A 20,182-nucleotide genomic window follows, 5' to 3' on the forward strand; every position below is an offset into this window, starting at 1 on the left:
GACGAAGTCAGTAACATATCTACGGTAAGGCGACGCTGACGTGGTTTGAAGAGATTTTCGAAAAGTATAAAATAGATTGAATTTAGAATAGTCCACTGAGTTTTATAAAACATTGTTAGAAATTGGTTTGAATTCCGCAATCAATTTGTTCGGTTTTTATTTCATTTAATTTAATTAAATTAGAATTTCCCAACCGTTTAACTCAAGATAAAAATCCCCAATCGAAGCGATTGAGGATTAAGCAAATGAATCTTAAACAATACCTTGGGCAATCATAGCGTTTGCTACATTTTCAAATGCAGCAATGTTTGCTCCTGCAAGATAGTCTTTATCAAGACCATATGTTTCTGAAGTTGTTTTAGCTGTGTTGAAGATGTTTGTCATGATGTCTTTGAGACGTCCATCAACTTCCTCACGAGTCCATGAGAGGCGAAGACTGTTTTGGCTCATTTCAAGGGCTGAAACGGCTACACCACCAGCGTTGGCAGCTTTGGCAGGTCCGTAGAAGATACCATTTTCTTTGTAGATTTTGATGGCATCAAGGTCGCTCGGCATGTTGGCACCTTCAGATACACAGATAACGCCTTGAGCAACCAAACGTTTAGCTGCTTCACCGTTGATTTCGTTTTGAGTAGCACATGGAAGCGCAATATCATAGTTTCCAGCGTAAGTCCATACAGAACCTTCGTGATATGTTGCAGTTGCTTTCTCAGCTGCATACTCAGTCAAACGAGCACGACGTTTCTCTTTAACATCAACCAAAAGATCGAAGTCGATACCATTTTCATCGATGACATAACCGTTTGAGTCAGATACAGAGATGACAGTAGCGCCAAGTTCAGTCGCTTTTTGAAGAGCGTATTGAGCAACGTTCCCAGAACCTGAAATAACCACTTTCTTACCAGCAAAGCTATTACCGTTAGCTTTCAGCATTTCTTCAGTATAGTAAACCAAACCGTAACCAGTTGCTTCTGGACGAATCAAGCTACCACCAAATTCAAGAGGCTTACCAGTCAAGACACCAGCATCAAATTGGTTAAGACGCTTGTATTGACCATAAAGGTAACCAATTTCACGTCCACCTACGCCGATATCACCAGCAGGTACGTCAAGTGATGGTCCGATGTGTTTTTGCAACTCAGTCATGAAGCTTTGGCAGAAGCGCATCACTTCAGCATCTGTTTTACCTTTAGGATCGAAGTCTGATCCACCTTTACCTCCACCGATTGGAAGTCCAGTCAAGACGTTTTTGAAGATTTGTTCAAATCCGAGGAATTTCAAAATCCCTTGGTTTACAGTTGGGTGGAAACGAAGTCCTCCTTTGTATGGTCCAACAGCTGAGTTGAATTGAACACGGTAACCACGGTTTACTTGAATTTTTCCATCACGGTCAACCCAAGGAACACGGAAAGAAATTACGCGCTCAGGCTCAGTAATACGTGCCAAGATATTTTCTTCGATATACTCAGGGTGTTTTTCAAATACAGGTTCCAAAGTGTTGAAAAATTCTTCAACAGCTTGGAGGAATTCAGCCTCGTGCCCATTACGAGCTTTTACAGTTTCAAACACGCTTTGGATATATTCTTTAGCAGATGTCATATCGTTCTCCTTTTGTTGTCATATTTTATTACATGAGCTATTATAGCAGAATTTTTTTAAACTGTAAAGAGAAAAACAAAAATTTTCTAAAAATTCTTTCAATTTAGTTTTAAGACTTTTTGAAAATAGACAAAAAACGAACCTTTTTCTTGTAAATATCTTTCTCAAAGAGAAAATCTGAAAATATGCTATAAGAAAAGAAAATGTTTAGCAATTCAGAAATCACTTGTTAATTTATCCATGATATGTTAGATTTGCCAGCAAAACTATGACCATTTTGGAGGAAAGAAATATTTACATCTCCTTATTCAGGGCAGGATTTTCTATACAAGTATAGATGTCTTGCTGGAGTTGGATCATGGAACCCAAGCGGTTATTGAGATTTAGAACTATCATCAGAATTTTTTCATTAGACTTGTTCGGTAACCATAAAGTACTATACTATCTATGAACAAGACCCAGAAAAAGTAGCCTTATTTCTTAAGAATTTTAATAGTTTAAAGCACTTAGCACCTGTTTATATTGATGAAACAGGATTCGATACTTACTTTTATCGAGAATATGGTCGCTCATCAAAGGGTCAGTTAATAGGAGGTAAAGTCTCTGGAAGAAGATATCAGGGGATTTCTTTGGTTGCAGGTCTAACAAATGGTGACTTAATCGCTCCAATGACCTACGAAGAGACGATGACGAGCGACTTTTTTGAAGCATGGTTTCAGAAATTTCTCTTACCAACATTAACCACACCCTCAGTTATTATTATGGATAATGCAAGATTCCAATAGAATAGCTAGGATAGAATTCTTGTGTGAAGAGTTTGGGCATAAACTTTTACCCCTTCCTCCCTACTCACCTGAGTACAATCCTATTGAGAAGACATGTGCTCATATCAAAAAGCACCTCAAAAAGGTATTACCAAGTTGCAATACCTTTTACGAGGCTCTTTTGTCCCACTCTTGTTTCAGTTTGTTATAAACACCTAAGATAAGAGCTATACTAGGTAAATAAAAATCTCTATACTATTTGAAAGTGAAGACTACTCACTGTGAGATAGTATAGAGTATTTTTGTTGTAGTTAAACCATCCTACCCATTCCCCATTGTAATTAACACGGTAACCGTCTGGTGTAGTCGTATTGATTGCTAGAGCACCAGAGCTATAAGCATAGTACCATTTGCCAGATACCTTCATCCAGCCTGTTTTCATAGCACCTGAACCGTCGAGATAGTACCAAGTCTCACCGTCTTTCAACCAACCTGCTTGCATCCAGACTGAACTATCGAAGCGATACCAGATATTATCTAATTTTGCCCACTGATTGTAAGGGTAAGATCCCATCAAGTTGCATAAACTACCAACGCGAGCCAGCTTGTCGCCAAAAAACCATACTTTTACCTACTTCTTGCATTTGGTTAAAGAAATTGTAGGAATTATTCGTTGTACTCTTATTTTCATTTTTGATTTTATGAGTTCCGATAGCCTTCAAATTTTTGTCAAAAAGATTCGCCTTAGTCGCAAATGTTTGAATCTGAGAAGAGTAGGCTTCTATGTATTGAATGGCTTTTCCATAACCACCAGCTAATTCTTCAGAGCCACCAGATGATGTTCCGAAACTTTGTGCAACGGTAATCCATCCATTTTGAGTAACAGGGTTTTCAAAGGCTGCCAAACCCATATAGGTCAATTCTGGATTGATTAAGGATTCGTAGTGTCCAGTTTGATCAGAGACATTTGCTCCGCTACGAGATTTATAGAATATATTTCTCAATAGCACGCGCAACGCCGTCTTCTTCGTTGCTTGAGGTAACGGCATCCGCAAGAGATTTGACATAATCGCTGGCATTTCCCATTGCAATCCCAAGCCCTGCAAATTGGAGCATTTCGATATCGTTATTAGCATCGCCCATGGCCATAATCTCTGAGGAATCAATCTTCAAAATCTCAGCTAGTCGTGAAAGAGCAGTAGCCTTTGTCGTTCCAAGCGGCATTGCTTCATAAATGACAGGCTGCGAACGAACTCCACTGAATCGTTGGCAAAGCTCTTCAGCAAAACGCTGCTCAAAATCGTCTGTTTGGCTCTCTGTTCCTAAAAACATACCTTGGAACATACGAAACTTGCCACTAGTCGCTTCCTCAAGAGAAATTTCAGTCAGGTCTGAAAAGACTAGTTTGGCATCATTTTGAATGATTTCATTAGGTTTGCCACCGAGGACAAAATAATGTTCCTCATCAAAAAGAGTCAACTGAACATCACTTTTTTCAGCTAGGTCATAGAGGTATTCGATGTCTGCTGGACTAAGTTCTTGCCAGTCAACCAAGCCCCAGTCGCTAGTCTGGTGAGTTGAACAACCGTTGTTAACAATCACATACTCATTCTGGAGATCAAGCCCCAGTTTTTTGTAGTAGGGGAGGACACCGAAAAGCGGGCGACCCGTACAGAGAACCAATTTGACACCTTTTTCAATGGCTTTGTGAATAGCAATAATGTGAGCTTGTGGGATTTCCTTGGCTTCATTGAGGAGGGTTCCGTCCATATCCAAGGCTAGTAGTTTAATCATAAGACTTCCTTCTTTATCTTTTGGTATTATTATAGCATATTTTGGAGAAGAAATTGATAGGAAGCTTGGGGCTAATTGATTTTACAGTTTAGGATGTTTTGATGACAATTCATGATTTGAAGAGGATATTTGGCCAAGATATGCTATACTAAACTTGTGATTCAATTAAGCAAACCATTCTATTCAATAAGCTAGTCAAGGAAAACAGAGGATTCAATATGAAAAAACGGGCTATTCAAATTTTACTAGCATTATCCTTAATTTTTTACAAATCAACTTGGTTTTGGGGAATTTTCAATCACCTCGCAAAGCCCTATCTACCAGCAAGTCGTGAATTTTTTCAGATTCTGCTTTGGATGGAGAGTGGAGGTCTTTTATTAGCGGTCATCTATCTACTAGTTTTTGCAGGAAAGAAGACTTTTCATTTCAAATGGCAGCTGAGGCACTTTATCTACCTTTTACTGGGTTACATCATTTTGTATATGTCTGACGTCCTCTTGTCTTATTTCATACCCTCGTCTTCAAATCAAATTTCTTTGAATGAAACGATAGAAATGATAGGGAGACAGGAATTACCCTATTTCTTGCTCATAGCTTGCTTCATCGGCCCTATTGCTGAGGAGTTGATTTATCGCGGTGTGCTTATGACAACCTTTTTCAAAAACTCGCCTTGGTACGGAGATGTCTTGCTTTCTGCTATTATTTTCGGTTATATTCATATCAATTTTGCTTTAACTCCTCTTGCTTTTTTCATTTATGCTAGCGGAGGGCTTATTTTGGCTCTATTGTATCGCATGACTAAAAATCTCTACTATCCAATACTAGTTCATATTTTCATCAATATCACTGCCTTCTGGAATGTATGGTTACTCCTATTTTCAGGAAGTTAGCTTACTAAAACAATGTCGGAACTTTCCGGCATTTTCTTTTTTTCACAAATAGTCAACGTTTTTCTTTTCGATATTGGAGTGGTGTGTATCCAGTTATTTTTTTGAATTAATTTTGAAAATAAGGGTGGCTTGAGAAAGGCAGATAGTGAAGATAGTTAAGAAGAATAGGATGTTCTTTTTTCTTTTTTGGAAAATTTCTAAAATATGGTATAATGAAAAGATAAAGAAGTTGGGGGTAGAAGATGAACATTCAACAATTACGCTATGTTGTTGCCATTGCCAATAGTGGCACTTTCCGTGAAGCTGCTGAAAAGATGTATGTTAGTCAGCCGAGTCTGTCCATTTCTGTTCGTGATTTGGAAAAAGAGTTGGGCTTTAAGATTTTCCGTCGGACCAGCTCAGGGACTTTCTTGACCCGTCGTGGTATGGAATTCTATGAAAAAGCGCAAGAATTGGTTAAAGGATTTGATATTTTTCAAAATCAGTATGCCAATCCTGAAGAAGAAAAAGATGAATTTTCCATTGCCAGTCAGCACTATGACTTCTTGCCACCAACCATTACGGCCTTTTCAGAACGTTATCCTGACTATAAGAACTTCCGTATTTTTGAATCAACTACTGTTCAAATCTTAGACGAAGTAGCGCAAGGGCACAGTGAGATTGGGATTATCTACCTCAACAATCAAAATAAAAAGGGGATTATGCAACGGGTTGAAAAGCTAGGTCTGGAAGTCATTGAATTGATTCCCTTCCATACCCATATTTATCTCCGCGAGGGGCATCCTTTGGCTCAGAAAGAGGAATTGGTCATGGAGGATTTAGCGGATTTACCAACGGTTCGCTTCACTCAAGAGAAAGACGAGTACCTTTATTATTCGGAGAACTTTGTTGATACCAGTGCAAGCTCGCAGATGTTCAATGTGACAGACCGTGCTACCTTGAATGGTATTTTGGAGCGGACGGACGCTTATGCGACAGGTTCTGGATTTTTGGATAGTGACAGTGTGAATGGCATTACAGTTATTCGTCTCAAGGATAATCTAGATAATCGCATGGTCTATGTTAAACGTGAAGAGGTGGAGCTTAGTCAAGCTGGGACTCTCTTTGTAGAAGTTATGCAAGAATATTTTAATCAGAAGAGGAAATCATGAAAAAAAGAGGAATAGTGGCAGTCGTTGTACTGCTTTTGATTGCGCTGGATCAGTTAGTCAAATCCTATATCGTCCAGCAGATTCCACTGGGTGAAGTACGCTCTTGGATTCCCAATTTCGTTAGCTTGACCTACCTGCAAAATCGAGGTGCAGCCTTTTCTATCTTACAAGATCAGCAGTTGTTATTTGCTATCATTACTCTGGTCGTCGTGGTAGGTGCCATTTGGTATTTACATAAATATATGGAGGACTCACTCTGGATGGTCTTGGGTTTGACCTTGATTATCGCAGGTGGTCTTGGAAACTTTATTGACAGAATAAGTCAGGGCTTTGTTGTGGATATGTTTCACCTTGACTTTATCAATTTTGCAATTTTCAATGTGGCAGATAGCTATCTGACTGTTGGAGTGATTATTTTATTGATTGCAATGCTAAAAGAGGAAATAAATGGAAATTAAAATTGAAACTGGTGGCCTGCGTCTAGATAAGGCTTTGTCGGATTTGACAGAATTATCACGCAGTCTCGCGAATGAACAAATCAAATCAGGCCAGGTCTTGGTCAATGGTCAAGTCAAGAAAGCTAAATACACAGTCCAAGAGGGCGATGTCGTCACTTACCATGTGCCAGAACCAGAGGTTTTAGAGTATGTGGCTGAGAATCTTCCGCTAGAAACCATCTACCAAGATGAGGACGTGGCCGTCGTTAACAAACCTCAGGGGATGGTTGTGCATCCGAGTGCTGGTCATACTAGTGGAACCCTAGTAAATGCCCTTATGTATCATATTAAGGACTTGTCTGGTATCAATGGGGTTTTGCGTCCGGGAATTGTTCACCGTATTGATAAGGATACGTCAGGTCTTCTTATGATTGCTAAAAATGATGAGGCGCATCTAGCACTTGCTCAAGAACTGAAGGATAAAAAGTCTCTCCGCAAATATTGGGCGATTGTTCATGGAAATCTACCCAATGATCGCGGTGTCATTGAAGCGCCGATTGGCCGGAGTGAAAAAGATCGTAAGAAACAGGCTGTGACTGCTAAAGGTAAGCCTGCAGTAACTCGTTTCCACGTCTTGGAACGCTTTGGCGATTATAGCTTAGTGGAGTTGCAACTAGAGACAGGGCGTACCCATCAGATTCGTGTCCACATGGCTTATATCGGTCATCCAGTTGCTGGGGATGAAGTCTATGGTCCTCGTAAGACACTTAAGGGGCATGGACAATTTCTTCATGCCAAGACTCTAGGTTTTACTCATCCGAGAACAGGTGAGACCTTAGAATTTACAGCAGATATCCCAGCAATTTTTAAGGAAACATTGGAGAGATTGAGGAAGTAATAATGAAAAAGAAATTGATTAGTTTAGCACTTGCAGGCGCTTTTTTAGGCTTGTCATGGTATGGAAATGTTCAAGCTCAAGAAAGTTCAGGAAATAAAATCCACTTTATAAATGTTCATGAAGGTGGCAGTGATGCGATTATTCTTGAAAGCAATGGACATTTTGCCATGGTGGATACAGGAGAAGATTATGATTTCCCAGATGGAAGTGATTCTCGTTATCCATGGAGACAGGGTATCAATACAACTTATAAGCATGTTCTAACAGACCGTGTCTTTCGTCGTTTGAAGGAATTGGGTGTCCAAAAACTTGATTTTATTTTGGTAACCCATACCCACAGTGACCATATTGGAAATGTTGATGAATTACTGTCTACCTATCCAGTTGACCGAGTCTATCTTAAGAAATATAGTGATAATCGTATTACTAAGCCTGAACGTCTTTGGGATAATCTGTATGGCTATGATAAGGTTTTAAAGACTGCTGCTGAAAAAGGTGTTTCAGTTATTCAAAATATCACACAAGGAGATGCTCATTTTCAGTTTGGAGACATGGGTATTCAACTATATAATTATGAAAATGAAACAGATTCATCAGGTGAATTAAAGAAAATTTGGGATGATAATTCCAATTCCTTGATTAGCGTAGTAAAAGTCAATGGTAAGAAAATTTACCTTGGGGGCGACTTAGATAATGTGCATGGAGCGGAAGATAAGTATGGACCTCTCATTGGAAAAGTTGATTTGATGAAGTTTAATCATCACCATGATACCAACAAATCAAATACCAAGGATTTTATTAAAAATTTGAGTCCGAGTTTGATTGTTCAAACTTCGGATAGTCTACCTTGGAAAAATGGTGTTGATAGTGAGTATGTTAATTGGCTCAAAGAACGAGGAATTGAGAGAATCAACGCAGCCAGCAAAGACTATGATGCAACAGTTTTTGATATTCGACAAGACGGTTTAGTAAACATTTCAACTTCCTACAAGCCTATTCCAAGTTTTCAAGCTGGTTGGCATAAGAGTTCATATGGAAACTGGTGGTATCAAGCGCCTGATTCTACAGGAGAATATGCTGTCGGTTGGAATGAAATTAAGGGTGAATGGTATTACTTTAACCAAACGGGTATCTTATTACAGAATCAATGGAAAAAATGGAACAATCGTTGGTTCTATTTGACAGACTCTGGTGTTGCTGCTAAAAATTGGAAGAAAATCGCTGGAATCTGGTATTATTTTAACAAAGAAAACCAGATGGAAATTGGTTGGATTCAAGATAAAGAGCAGTGGTATTATTTGGATGTTGATGGCTCTATGAAGACAGGTTGGCTTCAATATAAGGGGCAATGGTATTACTTTGCTCCATCAGGGGAAATGAAAACGGGCTGGGTAAAAGATAAAGAAGCCTGGTACTATATGGATTCTACTGGTATCATGAAGACAGGTGAGATAGAAGTTGCTGGACATCATTACTATCTAGAAGAATCAGGAGCTATGAAGCAAGGCTGGCTTAAAAAGGCAAATGATTGGTATTTCTACAAGACAGATGGTTCACGAGCTATAGGTTGGATTAAAGACAAGGATAAATGGTACTTCTTGAAAGAAAATGGTCAATTACTTGTGAATGGTAAGACACCAGAAGGCTATACTGTGGATTCAAGTGGTGCCTGGTTAGTGGATGTTCCGATCGAGAAATCTGCTACAATTAAAACTACAAGTCATTCAGAAATAAAAGAATCCAAAGAAGTAGTGAAAAAGGATCTTGAAAATAAAGAAACGAGTCAACATGAAAGTGTTACAAATTCTTCAACTAGTCAAGATTTGACATCCTCAACTTCACAAAGCTCTGAAACGAGTGTAAACAAATCGGAATCAGAACAGTAGTAGAAAAGAAGGTTTTAGGGCCTTCTTTTTCCTATCAACTCTTTTCTATTTCCTGTTATTCATGTTATAATGGATAAATATGAATAATCGGAGTGAGACTATGAAATACAAACGGATTGTCTTTAAGGTGGGTACTTCTTCTCTGACAAATGAGGATGGAAGTTTATCACGTAGTAAGGTAAAGGATATTACCCAGCAGTTGGCTATGCTGCACGAGGCTGGTCATGAGTTGATTTTGGTGTCTTCAGGTGCCATTGCGGCTGGTTTTGGAGCCTTAGGATTTAAAAAGCGTCCGACTAAAATTGCTGATAAACAGGCTTCAGCAGCGGTAGGACAAGGGCTTTTGTTGGAAGAATACACGACCAATCTTCTCTTGCGCCAAATCGTTTCTGCACAAATCTTGCTAACCCAGGATGACTTTGTAGATAAGCGTCGTTATAAAAATGCCCATCAGGCTTTGTCGGTTTTACTTAGCCGTGGGGCGATTCCTATCATCAATGAGAATGATAGTGTTGTTATTGATGAGCTCAAGGTTGGGGACAATGATACTCTGAGTGCACAGGTGGCGGCCATGGTCCAAGCAGACCTTTTGATCCTCTTGACAGACGTAGATGGTCTCTATACAGGAAATCCTAATTCAGATCCAAGAGCCAAACGTTTGGAGCAAATCGAGACTATCAATCGTGAGATTATCGATATGGCCGGTGGAGCTGGTTCGTCAAACGGAACTGGGGGCATGTTAACCAAAATCAAAGCTGCAACTATTGCGACAGAATCGGGTGTTCCTGTTTATATCTGCTCATCCTTGAAGTCAGATGCCATGATTGAAGCGGCTGAGGAGACCAAGGATGGTTCCTACTTTGTTGCGCAAGAGAAGGGGCTTCGTACCCAGAAACAATGGCTGGCCTTTTATGCTCAGAGTCAAGGTTCTATTTGGGTTGATAAAGGGGCTGCGGAAGCTCTCTCTCAACATGGAAAGAGTCTTCTCTTATCTGGTATCGTTGAAGCAGAAGGAGCCTTTTCTTACGGTGATATCGTGACAGTATTTGATAAGGAAAGTGGAAAATCACTTGGAAAAGGACGCGTGCAATTTGGAGCATCTGCTTTGGAGGATATGTTGCGTTCTCAAAAAGCCAAGGGTGTCTTGATTTACCGTGACGACTGGATTTCCATTACTCCTGAAATCCAACTACTTTTTACAGAATTTTAGAGGTAAACTATGGTGAGTAGACAAGAACAATTTGAACAGGTACAGGCTGTTAAAAAATCGATTAACACAGCTAGTGAAGAAGTGAAAAACCAAGCCTTGCTAGCCATGGCTGATCACTTAGTGGCTGCTACTGAGGAAATTTTAGCGGCTAATGCCCTCGATATGGCAGCGGCTAAGGGGAAAATCTCAGATGTGATGTTGGATCGTCTTTATTTGGATGCAGATCGTATAGAAGCGATGGCAAGAGGAATTCGTGAAGTGGTTGCCTTCCCAGATCCAATCGGTGAAGTTTTAGAAACAAGTCAGCTTGAAAATGGTTTGGTTATCACAAAAAAACGTGTAGCTATGGGTGTCATCGGTATTATCTATGAAAGCCGTCCAAATGTGACGTCTGATGCGGCTGCTTTGACTCTTAAGAGTGGAAATGCGGTTGTTCTTCGTAGTGGTAAGGATGCCTATCAAACAACCCATGCCATTGTCACAGCCTTGAAGAAGGGCTTGGAGACGACTACTATTCACCCAAATGTGATTCAACTGGTGGAAGATACTAGCCATGAAAGTAGTTATGCTATGATGAAGGCCAAGGGCTATCTAGACCTCCTCATTCCTCGTGGAGGAGCTGGCTTGATCAATGCAGTGGTTGAGAATGCGATTGTACCTGTTATCGAGACAGGGACTGGGATTGTCCATGTCTATGTGGATAAGGATGCAGACGAAGACAAGGCACTGTCTATCATCAACAATGCCAAAACCAGTCGTCCTTCTGTCTGCAATGCCATGGAGGTTCTGCTGGTTCATGAAGACAAGGCAGCAAGCTTCCTTCCTCGCTTGGAGCAAGTGCTGGTTGCAGATCGAAAAGAAGCTGGGTTGGAACCAATTCAATTCCGCCTAGATAGCAAAGCAAGCCAGTTTGTTTCAGGTCAAGCTGCTCAAGCACAAGACTTTGATACCGAGTTTTTAGACTATATTCTAGCTGTTAAGGTTGTGAGCAGTTTAGAAGAAGCGGTTGCGCATATTGAATCCCACAGTACCCATCATTCGGATGCTATTGTGACGGAAAATGCTGAAGCTGCAGCATACTTTACAGATCAAGTGGACTCTGCAGCGGTGTATGTTAATGCCTCAACTCGTTTCACAGATGGAGGACAATTTGGTCTTGGTTGTGAAATGGGGATTTCTACTCAGAAATTGCACGCGCGTGGTCCCATGGGCTTGAAAGAGTTGACCAGCTACAAGTATGTGGTTGCCGGTGATGGGCAGATAAGGGAGTAAGAGATGAAGATTGGATTTATCGGTTTGGGGAATATGGGTGCTAGCTTGGCAAAATCTGTCTTGCAGACTAGGACGTCAGATGAGATTCTCCTTGCCAATCGTAGTCAAGCTAAGGTAGATGCTTTCATTGCAGACTTTGGTGGTCAGGCTTCCAGCAATGAAGAAATGTTTGCAGAAGCAGATGTGATTTTTCTAGGAGTTAAGCCTGCTCAGTTTTCTGAACTGCTTTCTCAATACCAGACCATCCTTGAAAAAAGAGAAAGTCTTCTTTTGATTTCGATGGCAGCTGGATTGACCTTAGAAAAACTAGCAAGTCTTATCCCAAGTCAACACCGAATTATTCGTATGATGCCTAATACCCCTGCTTCTATCGGGCAAGGAGTGATTAGTTATGCCTTGTCTCCTAATTGCAGGGCTGAGGACAGTGAGCTCTTTTATCAGCTTTTAGCCAAGGCTGGTCTCTTGGTTGAACTAGGAGAAAGTTTAATCGATGCAGCGACAGGTCTTGCAGGTTGTGGACCAGCCTTTGTCTATCTTTTTATCGAGGCCTTGGCAGATGCAGGTGTTCAGACAGGATTACCACGAGAAATAGCATTGAAAATGGCAGCACAAACTGTGGTAGGAGCTGGGCAATTGGTCCTTGAAAGTCAGCAACATCCTGGAGTTTTGAAAGATCAAGTTTGTAGTCCAGGCGGTTCGACTATTGCTGGCGTAGCAAGCCTAGAAGCGCATGCTTTTCGAGGCACAGTCATGGAGGCAGTTCATCAAGCCTATAAACGAACACAAGAACTAGGTAAATAAGAGGTAGTTTTATCTGCCTCTTTTATGGTGGTTGATACTCTTCGAAAATCTCTTCAAACTGCGTCAGCTTCACCTTGCCNNTTTTCATTGAGTATGAAATGAGAAGACAAAAAGATTGTCACAAACCCCTATTTTTTTGATAGAATAGAAGTAGTAAAAAAGAAATGAGTTAGACATGTCAAAAGGATTTTTAGTCTCTCTTGAGGGACCAGAGGGAGCAGGCAAGACCAGTGTTTTAGAGGCTCTGCTACCAATTTTAAAGGAAAAAGGAGTAGAGGTGTTGACGACCCGTGAACCTGGCGGAGTCTTGATTGGGGAGAAGATTCGGGAAGTGATTTTGGATCCAAGTCATACTCAGATGGATGCTAAAACAGAGCTACTTCTCTATATTGCCAGTCGCAGACAGCATTTGGTGGAAAAAGTTCTTCCAGCCCTTGAAGCTGGCAAGTTGGTCATCATGGATCGTTTTATCGATAGTTCTGTTGCCTATCAGGGATTTGGTCGTGGCTTAGATATTGAAGCCATTGACTGGCTCAATCAGTTTGCGACAGATGGCCTCAAACCCGATTTGACACTCTATTTTGACATCGAGGTGGAAGAAGGGCTGGCTCGTATTGCTGCGAATAGTGACCGCGAGGTTAATCGTTTGGATTTGGAAGGGTTGGACTTGCATAAAAAAGTTCGTCAAGGCTACCTTTCTCTTCTGGATAAAGAGGGAAATCGCATTGTCAAGATTGATGCTAGTCTCCCTTTGGAGCAAGTTGTGGAAACTACCAAGGCTGTCTTGTTTGACGGAATGGGCTTGGCCAAATGAAACAAGATCAACTAAAGGCTTGGCAACCAGCTCAGTTTGACCGTTTTGTCCGTATCTTAGAACAAGACCAGCTCAATCACGCCTATCTCTTTTCAGGTTTCTTTGGAAGCTTGGAAATGGCGCAATTTTTAGCTAAGAGCCTTTTTTGTACGGATAAAGTTGGCGTCTTACCATGTGAGAAATGCCGAAGTTGCAAGCTGATTGAACAGGAAGAGTTTCCAGATGTCACCTTGATTAAGCCAGTCAATCAGGTCATCAAGACAGAACGCATTCGGGAATTGGTGGGACAGTTTTCTCAAGCAGGGATTGAAAGCCAGCAACAGGTCTTTATTATCGAGCAAGCGGATAAAATGCATCCCAACGCAGCCAATTCTCTGCTCAAGGTCATCGAAGAACCCCAGAGTGAAGTTTATATTTTCTTCTTGACTAGCGATGAGGAAAAGATGTTACCGACAATCCGAAGTCGGACTCAGATCTTCCACTTTAAAAAGCAAGAAGAAAAACTTATCTTACTCTTAGAACAAATGGGACTTGTTAAGAAAAAAGCGACTCTTTTAGCTAAGTTTAGTCAATCGCGAGCTGAAGCAGAAAAGTTGGCTAATCAGGCAAGTTTTTGGACCTTGGTCTATGAAAGTGAACGCCTGCTGACTTGGTTAGTAGCTAAGAAAAAAGAAAGTTATCTACAGGTTGCCAAATTAGCCAACTTGGCAGATGATAAGGAAAAACAGGATCAGGTTTTACGGATTCTTGAAGTTCTCTGTGGGCAGGACCTCTTGCAGGTAAGAGTAAGAGTGATTCTACAAGATTTACTAGAAGCTAGAAAAATGTGGCAAGCTAATGTCAGCTTTCAAAATGCCATGGAATATCTGGTCTTGAAAGAAATATAAACTCAAAAATGAATGATAAAGAAAGGAAAGGGCTGTTTTATGGACAAAAAAGAATTATTTGACGCGCTGGATGATTTTTCCCAACAATTATTGGTAACCTTAGCCGATGTGGAAGCCATCAAGAAAAATCTCAAGAGCTTGGTAGAAGAAAATACAGCTCTTCGCTTGGAAAATAGTAAGTTGCGAGAACGCTTGGGTGAGGTGGAAGCAGACGCTCCCGTCAAGGCCAAGCATGTTCGCGAAAGTGTCCGTCGTATTTACCGTGATGGATTTCACGTATGTAATGATTTTTATGGACAACGTCGAGAGCAGGACGAAGAATGTATGTTCTGTGATGAGTTGTTATACAGGGAGTAGGCATGCAAATTCAAAAAAGTTTTAAGGGGCAGTCTCCCTATCGCAAGCTGTATCTAGTGGCAACGCCGATTGGCAATCTAGATGATATGACTTTTCGTGCTATCCAGACCTTGAAAGAAGTAGATTGGATTGCTGCTGAGGATACGCGCAATACAGGGCTTTTGCTCAAGCATTTTGACATTTCCACCAAGCAGATCAGTTTTCATGAGCACAATGCCAAGGAAAAAATTCCTGATTTGATTGGTTTCTTGAAAGCAGGGCAAAGTATTGCTCAGGTCTCTGATGCCGGTTTGCCTAGCATTTCAGACCCTGGTCATGATTTGGTTAAGGCAGCTATTGAGGAAGAAATTGCAGTTGTGACTGTTCCAGGTGCCTCTGCAGGAATTTCTGCCTTGATTGCCAGTGGTCTAGCGCCACAACCACATATCTTTTACGGCTTTTTACCGAGAAAATCAGGCCAGCAAAAGCAATTTTTCGACTCGAAAAAAGATTATCCTGAAACTCAGATTTTCTATGAATCGCCTCATCGTGTAGCAGATACGTTGGAAAATATGTTAGAAGTCTACGGTAACCGCTCGGTTGTCTTGGTCAGGGAATTGACTAAAATCTATGAAGAATACCAACGCGGTACCATTTCTGAGTTATTGGAAAGCATTGCTGAAACGCCACTTAAAGGAGAATGCCTTCTCATTGTTGAAGGTGCCAGTCAGGATGTGGAGGAAAAAGACGAGGAGGGCTTGTTCTTAGAAATCCAAGCCCGTATCCAGCAAGGCATGAAGAAAAATCAAGCTATCAAGGAAGTCGCTAAGATTTACCAGTGGAATAAAAGCCAGCTCTACGCTGCCTACCATGATTGGGAAGAAAATCAAGAAAATGACTAATACTCTTCGAAAATCTCTTCAAACCGTGTCAACGTCGCCTTGTCGTAGGTGTGGTTACTGACTTCGTCAGTTCTATCCACAACCTCAAAACAGTGTTTTGAGCTGGACTTCGTCAGTTCTATCTACAACTTCAAAGCAGTGCTTTGAGCAACCTGCGGCTAGTTTGCTCTTTGATTTTCATTTAGTATAAACAGGGAAGTTTGCCTTCTTCCCTTTTTTTGTTATACTAGTAGAAGAAAAAAATAGAAAGATTTGTGGGAGTGAAAAAGTCCGGGGGACTTTTTCAGCTTGAGCCAAGAAATTCGAGAGCGAGGAAAGTCCGGGGGACTTTTTCAGCTTGAGCCAAGAAATTCGAGAGCGAGGAAAGTCTGGGGGACTTTTTCAGCTTGAGCCAAGAAATTCGAGAGCGAGGAAAGTCCGGGGGACTTTTTCAGCTTGAGCCAAGAAATTCGAGAGCGAGGAAAGTCTGGGGGACTTTTTCAGCTTGAGCCAAGAAATTCGAGAGCGAAGTAAGTCCAATGGACTTTTTCAGCCTGAGCCAAGAAACTCGAAAGCTCGTAAGTCTGATTGGCTTTTTCAATGTGAATCTTAACTTCACACTCCCAAAGAGGTATTAGTGTCGTGTCTCAATCTTATATCAATGTTATCGGTGCTGGTTTGGCAGGTTCTGAAGCAGCTTACCAAATCGCAGAGCGTGGTATTCCAGTTAAACTTTATGAAATGCGTGGTGTCAAGTCGACTCCTCAGCACAAAACAGACAATTTTGCTGAGTTGGTTTGTTCCAATTCTTTGCGTGGGGATGCTTTGACAAATGCAGTTGGTCTTCTCAAGGAAGAAATGCGTCGCTTGGGTTCTGTTATCTTGGAATCTGCTGAGGCTACACGTGTTCCTGCCGGTGGAGCCCTTGCGGTGGATCGTGATGGTTTCTCTCAAATGGTGACCGAAAAAGTGGTCAACCACCCCTTGATTGAAGTGGTGCGTGATGAAATTACAGAATTGCCAACAGATGTTATTACAGTTGTGGCGACTGGTCCCTTGACTAGCGATGCCCTGGCTGAAAAGATTCATGCCCTTAATAATGGCGATGGCTTCTATTTCTACGATGCAGCAGCGCCTATTATCGATGTCAACACTATCGATATGAGTAAGGTCTATCTCAAATCTCGTTATGATAAGGGAGAAGCAGCCTATCTCAATGCTCCAATGACCAAGCAAGAGTTTATGGATTTCCATGAAGCCTTGGTCAATGCGGAAGAAGCACCGCTCAATTCTTTTGAAAAAGAAAAGTACTTTGAAGGATGTATGCCAATCGAAGTCATGGCCAAACGAGGCATTAAAACTATGCTTTATGGTCCTATGAAACCAGTCGGTCTTGAGTATCCAGACGACTACACAGGTCCTCGTGATGGAGAATTTAAAACCCCTTATGCGGTGGTTCAACTTCGTCAGGACAATGCAGCTGGTAGCCTCTATAATATCGTCGGTTTCCAAACCCACCTTAAATGGGGAGAGCAAAAGCGCGTTTTCCAAATGATTCCAGGTCTTGAAAATGCGGAGTTTGTTCGTTATGGGGTCATGCACCGCAATTCTTACATGGATTCACCAAATCTTCTGGAGCAGACCTACCGTTCTAAGAAACAACCAAATCTCTTCTTTGCTGGTCAGATGACGGGTGTGGAAGGCTATGTAGAGTCCGCAGCATCAGGCTTAGTTGCAGGTATTAACGCGGCTCGACTCTTCAAGGGTGAAAGTGAGGCTATTTTCCCAGAGACAACAGCGATTGGAAGTCTAGCTCATTACATCACCCATGCCGACAGCAAACATTTCCAACCAATGAATGTCAACTTTGGGATTATCAAGGAGTTGGAAGGCGAACGTATCCGTGATAAGAAGGCTCGTTATGAAAAAATTGCAGAGCGTGCCCTCAGCGATTTAGAGGAATTTTTGACTGTCTAATTTTTTTGAAAGAATCGCTCATGATACTATAAAAATCTTAGAAATTGTGATAAAATAGGTAGGATAAAAGAAGGAGAGTGAAAATGGCGAATCCCAAGTATAAACGTATTTTAATCAAGTTATCAGGTGAAGCCCTTGCCGGTGAACGTGGCGTAGGGATTGATATCCAAACAGTTCAAACAATCGCAAAAGAGATTCAAGAAGTTCATAGCTTAGGTATCGAAATTGCCCTTGTTATCGGTGGAGGAAATCTCTGGCGTGGAGAACCTGCAGCAGAAGCAGGTATGGACCGCGTTCAGGCAGATTACACAGGAATGCTTGGGACTGTTATGAATGCTCTTGTGATGGCCGATTCATTGCAACAAGTTGGTGTTGATACGCGTGTGCAAACAGCTATTGCAATGCAACAAGTGGCAGAGCCTTATGTCCGTGGACGTGCCCTTCGTCATCTTGAAAAAGGCCGTATCGTTATCTTTGGTGCCGGAATTGGTTCACCTTACTTCTCAACAGATACAACAGCGGCCCTTCGTGCAGCTGAAATCGAAGCGGATGCTATCCTTATGGCTAAAAATGGGGTCGATGGTGTTTACAATGCCGATCCTAAGAAGGACAAGACAGCCGTTAAGTTTGAAGAATTGACCCACCGTGACGTTATCAATAAAGGTCTTCGTATCATGGACTCAACTGCTTCAACCCTCTCAATGGATAACGACATTGACTTGGTTGTCTTCAACATGAACCAACCAGGCAACATCAAACGTGTCGTATTTGGTGAAAATATCGGAACAACAGTTTCAAATAATATCGAAGAAAAGGAATAAGAAAGATTATGGCTAACGCAATTATTGAAAAAGCTAAAGAGAGAATGACCCAGTCTCACCAATCACTTGCTCGTGAATTTGGTGGTATCCGTGCTGGTCGTGCCAACGCAAGTTTACTCGACCGTGTACATGTAGAATACTATGGAGTAGAAACTCCTCTTAACCAAATTGCTTCAATTACCATTCCAGAAGCGCGTGTTTTGTTGGTAACACCATTTGACAAGTCTTCATTGAAAGACATCGAACGTGCCTTAAACGCTTCTGATCTTGGTATCACACCAGCTAACGATGGTTCTGTAATTCGTTTGGTTATCCCTGCTCTTACAGAAGAAACTCGTCGTGACCTTGCTAAAGAAGTGAAGAAAGTCGGTGAGAATGCTAAAGTGGCTGTCCGCAATATCCGTCGCGATGCTATGGATGAAGCTAAGAAACAAGAAAAAGCAAAAGAAATCACTGAAGACGAATTGAAGACTCTTGAAAAAGACATTCAAAAAGTAACAGATGATGCTGTTAAACACATCGACGACATGACTGCCAACAAAGAGAAAGAACTCTTGGAAGTCTAAAAATAAACAGAAAAACTCAGTTGGCATTGCTGGCTGAGTTTTGTTCGAAAGAAGGAAATATGAATACAAATCTTGCAAGTTTTATCGTTGGACTCATCATCGATGAAAACGACCGTTTTTACTTTGTTCAAAAGGATGGCCAGACCTATGCTCTTACCAAGGAAGAAGGTCAACATACAGTAGGGGATACGGTTAAAGGTTTTGCCTACACGGATATGAAGCAAAAACTCCGCTTGACAACTCTAGAAGTGACTGCCACTCAGGACCAATTTGGTTGGGGACGTGTCACAGAAGTTCGTAAAGACTTGGGTGTCTTTGTGGATACAGGCCTTCCTGACAAGGAAATCGTTGTGTCACTCGATATTCTCCCTGAGCTCAAGGAACTCTGGCCTAAGAAGGGTGATCAACTCTACATCCGTCTTGAAGTGGACAAGAAAGATCGTATCTGGGGACTCTTGGCTTATCAAGAAGACTTCCAACGTCTGGCTCGACCTGCCTACAACAACATGCAGAACCAAAACTGGCCAGCCATTGTATACCGCCTCAAGCTGTCAGGAACTTTTGTTTACCTGCCAGAAAATAACATGCTTGGTTTTATCCATCCTAGCGAGCGCTATGCAGAGCCACGTTTAGGGCAAGTTTTAGATGCGCGTGTCATTGGTTTCCGCGAAGTGGACCGCACTCTGAACCTCTCCCTCAAACCACGTTCATTTGAAATGTTGGAAAATGATGCCCAGATGATTTTGACTTATTTGGAAAGCAATGGCGGTTTCATGACCTTGAATGATAAGTCATCTCCAGATGACATCAAGGCAACCTTTGGCATTTCTAAAGGTCAGTTCAAGAAAGTTTTAGGTGGTCTTATGAAGGCTGGTAAAATCAAGCAAGACCAGTTTGGGACAGAATTGATCTAGGGTGACATATGAGAAAATCATTTTACACTTGGCTCATGACCGAGCGCAATCCTAAAAGTAACAGTCCCAAAGCTATCCTAGCAGACCTAGCCTTTGAAGAATCAGCTTTTCCAAAACACACAGATGATTTTGATGAGGTGAGTCGCTTTTTGGAAGAACATGCCAGTTTCTCTTTTAACCTAGGAGACTTTGACGCTATCTGGCAAGAATACTTAGAACACTAGCATGATTCATTGGGTTTGGGCTAGTAATTTCTCCATCCCTTTGCTATAATCCCGACTTTA

19 protein-coding genes and 4 pseudogenes are annotated in these 20,182 nt (G+C 41.4%); 19 read left to right on the plus strand and 4 right to left on the minus strand.

Features of this window, described 5'->3' with window-relative positions; all coding sequences use genetic code 11:
• Nucleotides 1–252: 252 nt before the first annotated feature.
• Nucleotides 253–1,599 carry an NADP-specific glutamate dehydrogenase gene (gene gdhA, locus HT736_RS03640; protein WP_000199528.1) on the minus strand — a complete coding sequence of 449 codons (1,347 nt, stop codon included), beginning with the start codon at nucleotides 1,597–1,599 and terminating at the stop codon, nucleotides 253–255.
• A gap of 203 nt (nucleotides 1,600–1,802) precedes the next feature.
• On the opposite strand from gdhA, the pseudogene HT736_RS11655 reads away from it, so the two are divergent.
• Both HT736_RS11655 and HT736_RS03645 read left to right on the plus strand, forming a co-directional pair.
• A pseudogene (locus tag HT736_RS11655) lies at nucleotides 1,803–1,983 on the plus strand (hypothetical protein); the annotation flags it as partial.
• A gap of 56 nt (nucleotides 1,984–2,039) precedes the next feature.
• Nucleotides 2,040–2,574: pseudogene (locus HT736_RS03645) on the plus strand (transposase); the annotation flags it as partial.
• Nucleotides 2,575–2,685: 111 nt separating this feature from the next.
• Here the strand turns inward: HT736_RS03645 and HT736_RS12060 are convergent.
• Both HT736_RS12060 and HT736_RS03660 read right to left on the minus strand, forming a co-directional pair.
• Nucleotides 2,686–3,349, minus strand: a pseudogene (locus tag HT736_RS12060) (choline-binding protein C); the annotation flags it as partial.
• A complete protein-coding gene (locus HT736_RS03660; protein WP_023932748.1) occupies nucleotides 3,348–4,157 on the minus strand; it encodes a Cof-type HAD-IIB family hydrolase in 810 nt (269 codons plus the stop codon). The gene HT736_RS03660 and the pseudogene HT736_RS12060, both read right to left, overlap by 2 nt.
• 218 nt (nucleotides 4,158–4,375) lie before the next feature.
• Here HT736_RS03660 and HT736_RS03665 point away from each other — a divergent pair, with 218 nt between their 5' ends.
• Entirely contained in the window at nucleotides 4,376–5,047 is a 672-nt protein-coding gene (locus tag HT736_RS03665; RefSeq protein ID WP_172930760.1) for a CPBP family intramembrane glutamic endopeptidase, read from the plus strand.
• A 109-nt stretch (nucleotides 5,048–5,156) separates the two neighbouring features.
• Here the strand turns inward: HT736_RS03665 and HT736_RS03670 are convergent.
• Nucleotides 5,157–5,297, minus strand: a pseudogene (locus HT736_RS03670) (AraC family transcriptional regulator); the annotation flags it as partial.
• Here HT736_RS03670 and HT736_RS03675 point away from each other — a divergent pair.
• From HT736_RS03675 to HT736_RS03750, 16 genes are all read left to right on the plus strand, one after another.
• The gene (locus HT736_RS03675) at nucleotides 5,290–6,198 is read left to right on the plus strand and encodes a LysR family transcriptional regulator (RefSeq protein ID WP_001025694.1); all 909 of its coding nucleotides are present in this window, start codon (nucleotides 5,290–5,292) and stop codon (nucleotides 6,196–6,198) included. The pseudogene HT736_RS03670 and the gene HT736_RS03675 sit on opposite strands and share 8 nt — an antisense overlap.
• Nucleotides 6,195–6,656, plus strand: a complete 462-nt coding sequence (gene lspA, locus HT736_RS03680) for a signal peptidase II (protein WP_172930762.1) — start codon at nucleotides 6,195–6,197, stop codon at nucleotides 6,654–6,656. Before HT736_RS03675 ends, lspA begins: the two co-directional genes overlap by 4 nt.
• Complete coding sequence (locus HT736_RS03685; protein WP_050975840.1) at nucleotides 6,646–7,533, plus strand: RluA family pseudouridine synthase; 888 nt, start codon at nucleotides 6,646–6,648, stop codon at nucleotides 7,531–7,533. The genes lspA and HT736_RS03685 overlap by 11 nt, the downstream gene beginning before the upstream one ends.
• 2 nt (nucleotides 7,534–7,535) lie before the next feature.
• The gene (gene cbpE, locus HT736_RS03690) at nucleotides 7,536–9,419 is read left to right on the plus strand and encodes a phosphorylcholine esterase CbpE (RefSeq protein WP_172930763.1); all 1,884 of its coding nucleotides are present in this window, start codon (nucleotides 7,536–7,538) and stop codon (nucleotides 9,417–9,419) included.
• A 100-nt stretch (nucleotides 9,420–9,519) separates the two neighbouring features.
• Nucleotides 9,520–10,629 (plus strand): glutamate 5-kinase, encoded by a 1,110-nt coding sequence (gene proB, locus HT736_RS03695; RefSeq protein ID WP_000875755.1) that lies wholly within the window; start codon nucleotides 9,520–9,522, stop codon nucleotides 10,627–10,629.
• Between the two features lie 9 nt (nucleotides 10,630–10,638).
• On the plus strand, nucleotides 10,639–11,901 hold the full coding sequence (locus HT736_RS03700) for a glutamate-5-semialdehyde dehydrogenase (protein ID WP_172930764.1): 1,263 nt from the start codon (nucleotides 10,639–10,641) through the stop codon (nucleotides 11,899–11,901).
• Between the two features lie 3 nt (nucleotides 11,902–11,904).
• On the plus strand, nucleotides 11,905–12,702 hold the full coding sequence (proC, locus tag HT736_RS03705) for a pyrroline-5-carboxylate reductase (RefSeq protein WP_002206728.1): 798 nt from the start codon (nucleotides 11,905–11,907) through the stop codon (nucleotides 12,700–12,702).
• 175 nt (nucleotides 12,703–12,877) lie between these two features.
• Nucleotides 12,878–13,516: a dTMP kinase gene (tmk, locus tag HT736_RS03710; protein WP_000033397.1), complete on the plus strand. Its 639-nt coding sequence runs from the start codon at nucleotides 12,878–12,880 to the stop codon at nucleotides 13,514–13,516.
• Nucleotides 13,513–14,403 carry a DNA polymerase III subunit delta' gene (locus HT736_RS03715; protein ID WP_172930765.1) on the plus strand — a complete coding sequence of 297 codons (891 nt, stop codon included), beginning with the start codon at nucleotides 13,513–13,515 and terminating at the stop codon, nucleotides 14,401–14,403. Before tmk ends, HT736_RS03715 begins: the two co-directional genes overlap by 4 nt.
• Nucleotides 14,404–14,442: 39 nt before the next feature.
• On the plus strand, nucleotides 14,443–14,760 hold the full coding sequence (yabA, locus tag HT736_RS03720) for a DNA replication initiation control protein YabA (protein WP_000358228.1): 318 nt from the start codon (nucleotides 14,443–14,445) through the stop codon (nucleotides 14,758–14,760).
• Between the two features lie 2 nt (nucleotides 14,761–14,762).
• Nucleotides 14,763–15,641, plus strand: coding sequence for a 16S rRNA (cytidine(1402)-2'-O)-methyltransferase (gene rsmI, locus HT736_RS03725; RefSeq protein ID WP_172930766.1), 879 nt, complete (start codon nucleotides 14,763–14,765; stop codon nucleotides 15,639–15,641).
• A gap of 621 nt (nucleotides 15,642–16,262) precedes the next feature.
• On the plus strand, nucleotides 16,263–17,597 hold the full coding sequence (gene trmFO / locus HT736_RS03730) for a methylenetetrahydrofolate--tRNA-(uracil(54)-C(5))-methyltransferase (FADH(2)-oxidizing) TrmFO (protein ID WP_000083733.1): 1,335 nt from the start codon (nucleotides 16,263–16,265) through the stop codon (nucleotides 17,595–17,597).
• An 83-nt stretch (nucleotides 17,598–17,680) separates the two neighbouring features.
• The gene (gene pyrH / locus HT736_RS03735) at nucleotides 17,681–18,418 is read left to right on the plus strand and encodes a UMP kinase (protein WP_000002996.1); all 738 of its coding nucleotides are present in this window, start codon (nucleotides 17,681–17,683) and stop codon (nucleotides 18,416–18,418) included.
• Between the two features lie 8 nt (nucleotides 18,419–18,426).
• Complete coding sequence (gene frr, locus HT736_RS03740) at nucleotides 18,427–18,984, plus strand: ribosome recycling factor (protein WP_001262225.1); 558 nt, start codon at nucleotides 18,427–18,429, stop codon at nucleotides 18,982–18,984.
• Between the two features lie 59 nt (nucleotides 18,985–19,043).
• Nucleotides 19,044–19,898 (plus strand): RNA-binding virulence regulatory protein CvfB, encoded by an 855-nt coding sequence (gene cvfB, locus HT736_RS03745; RefSeq protein WP_001095471.1) that lies wholly within the window; start codon nucleotides 19,044–19,046, stop codon nucleotides 19,896–19,898.
• 8 nt (nucleotides 19,899–19,906) lie between these two features.
• Nucleotides 19,907–20,122 (plus strand): YozE family protein, encoded by a 216-nt coding sequence (locus HT736_RS03750; protein WP_001232084.1) that lies wholly within the window; start codon nucleotides 19,907–19,909, stop codon nucleotides 20,120–20,122.
• The last annotated feature ends 60 nt before the right edge of the window (nucleotides 20,123–20,182 follow it).

Origin of the sequence: Streptococcus sp. 339, from assembly GCF_013277285.1 — a bacterium.
Classification (GTDB): Bacteria; Bacillota; Bacilli; order Lactobacillales; family Streptococcaceae; genus Streptococcus; species Streptococcus pseudopneumoniae.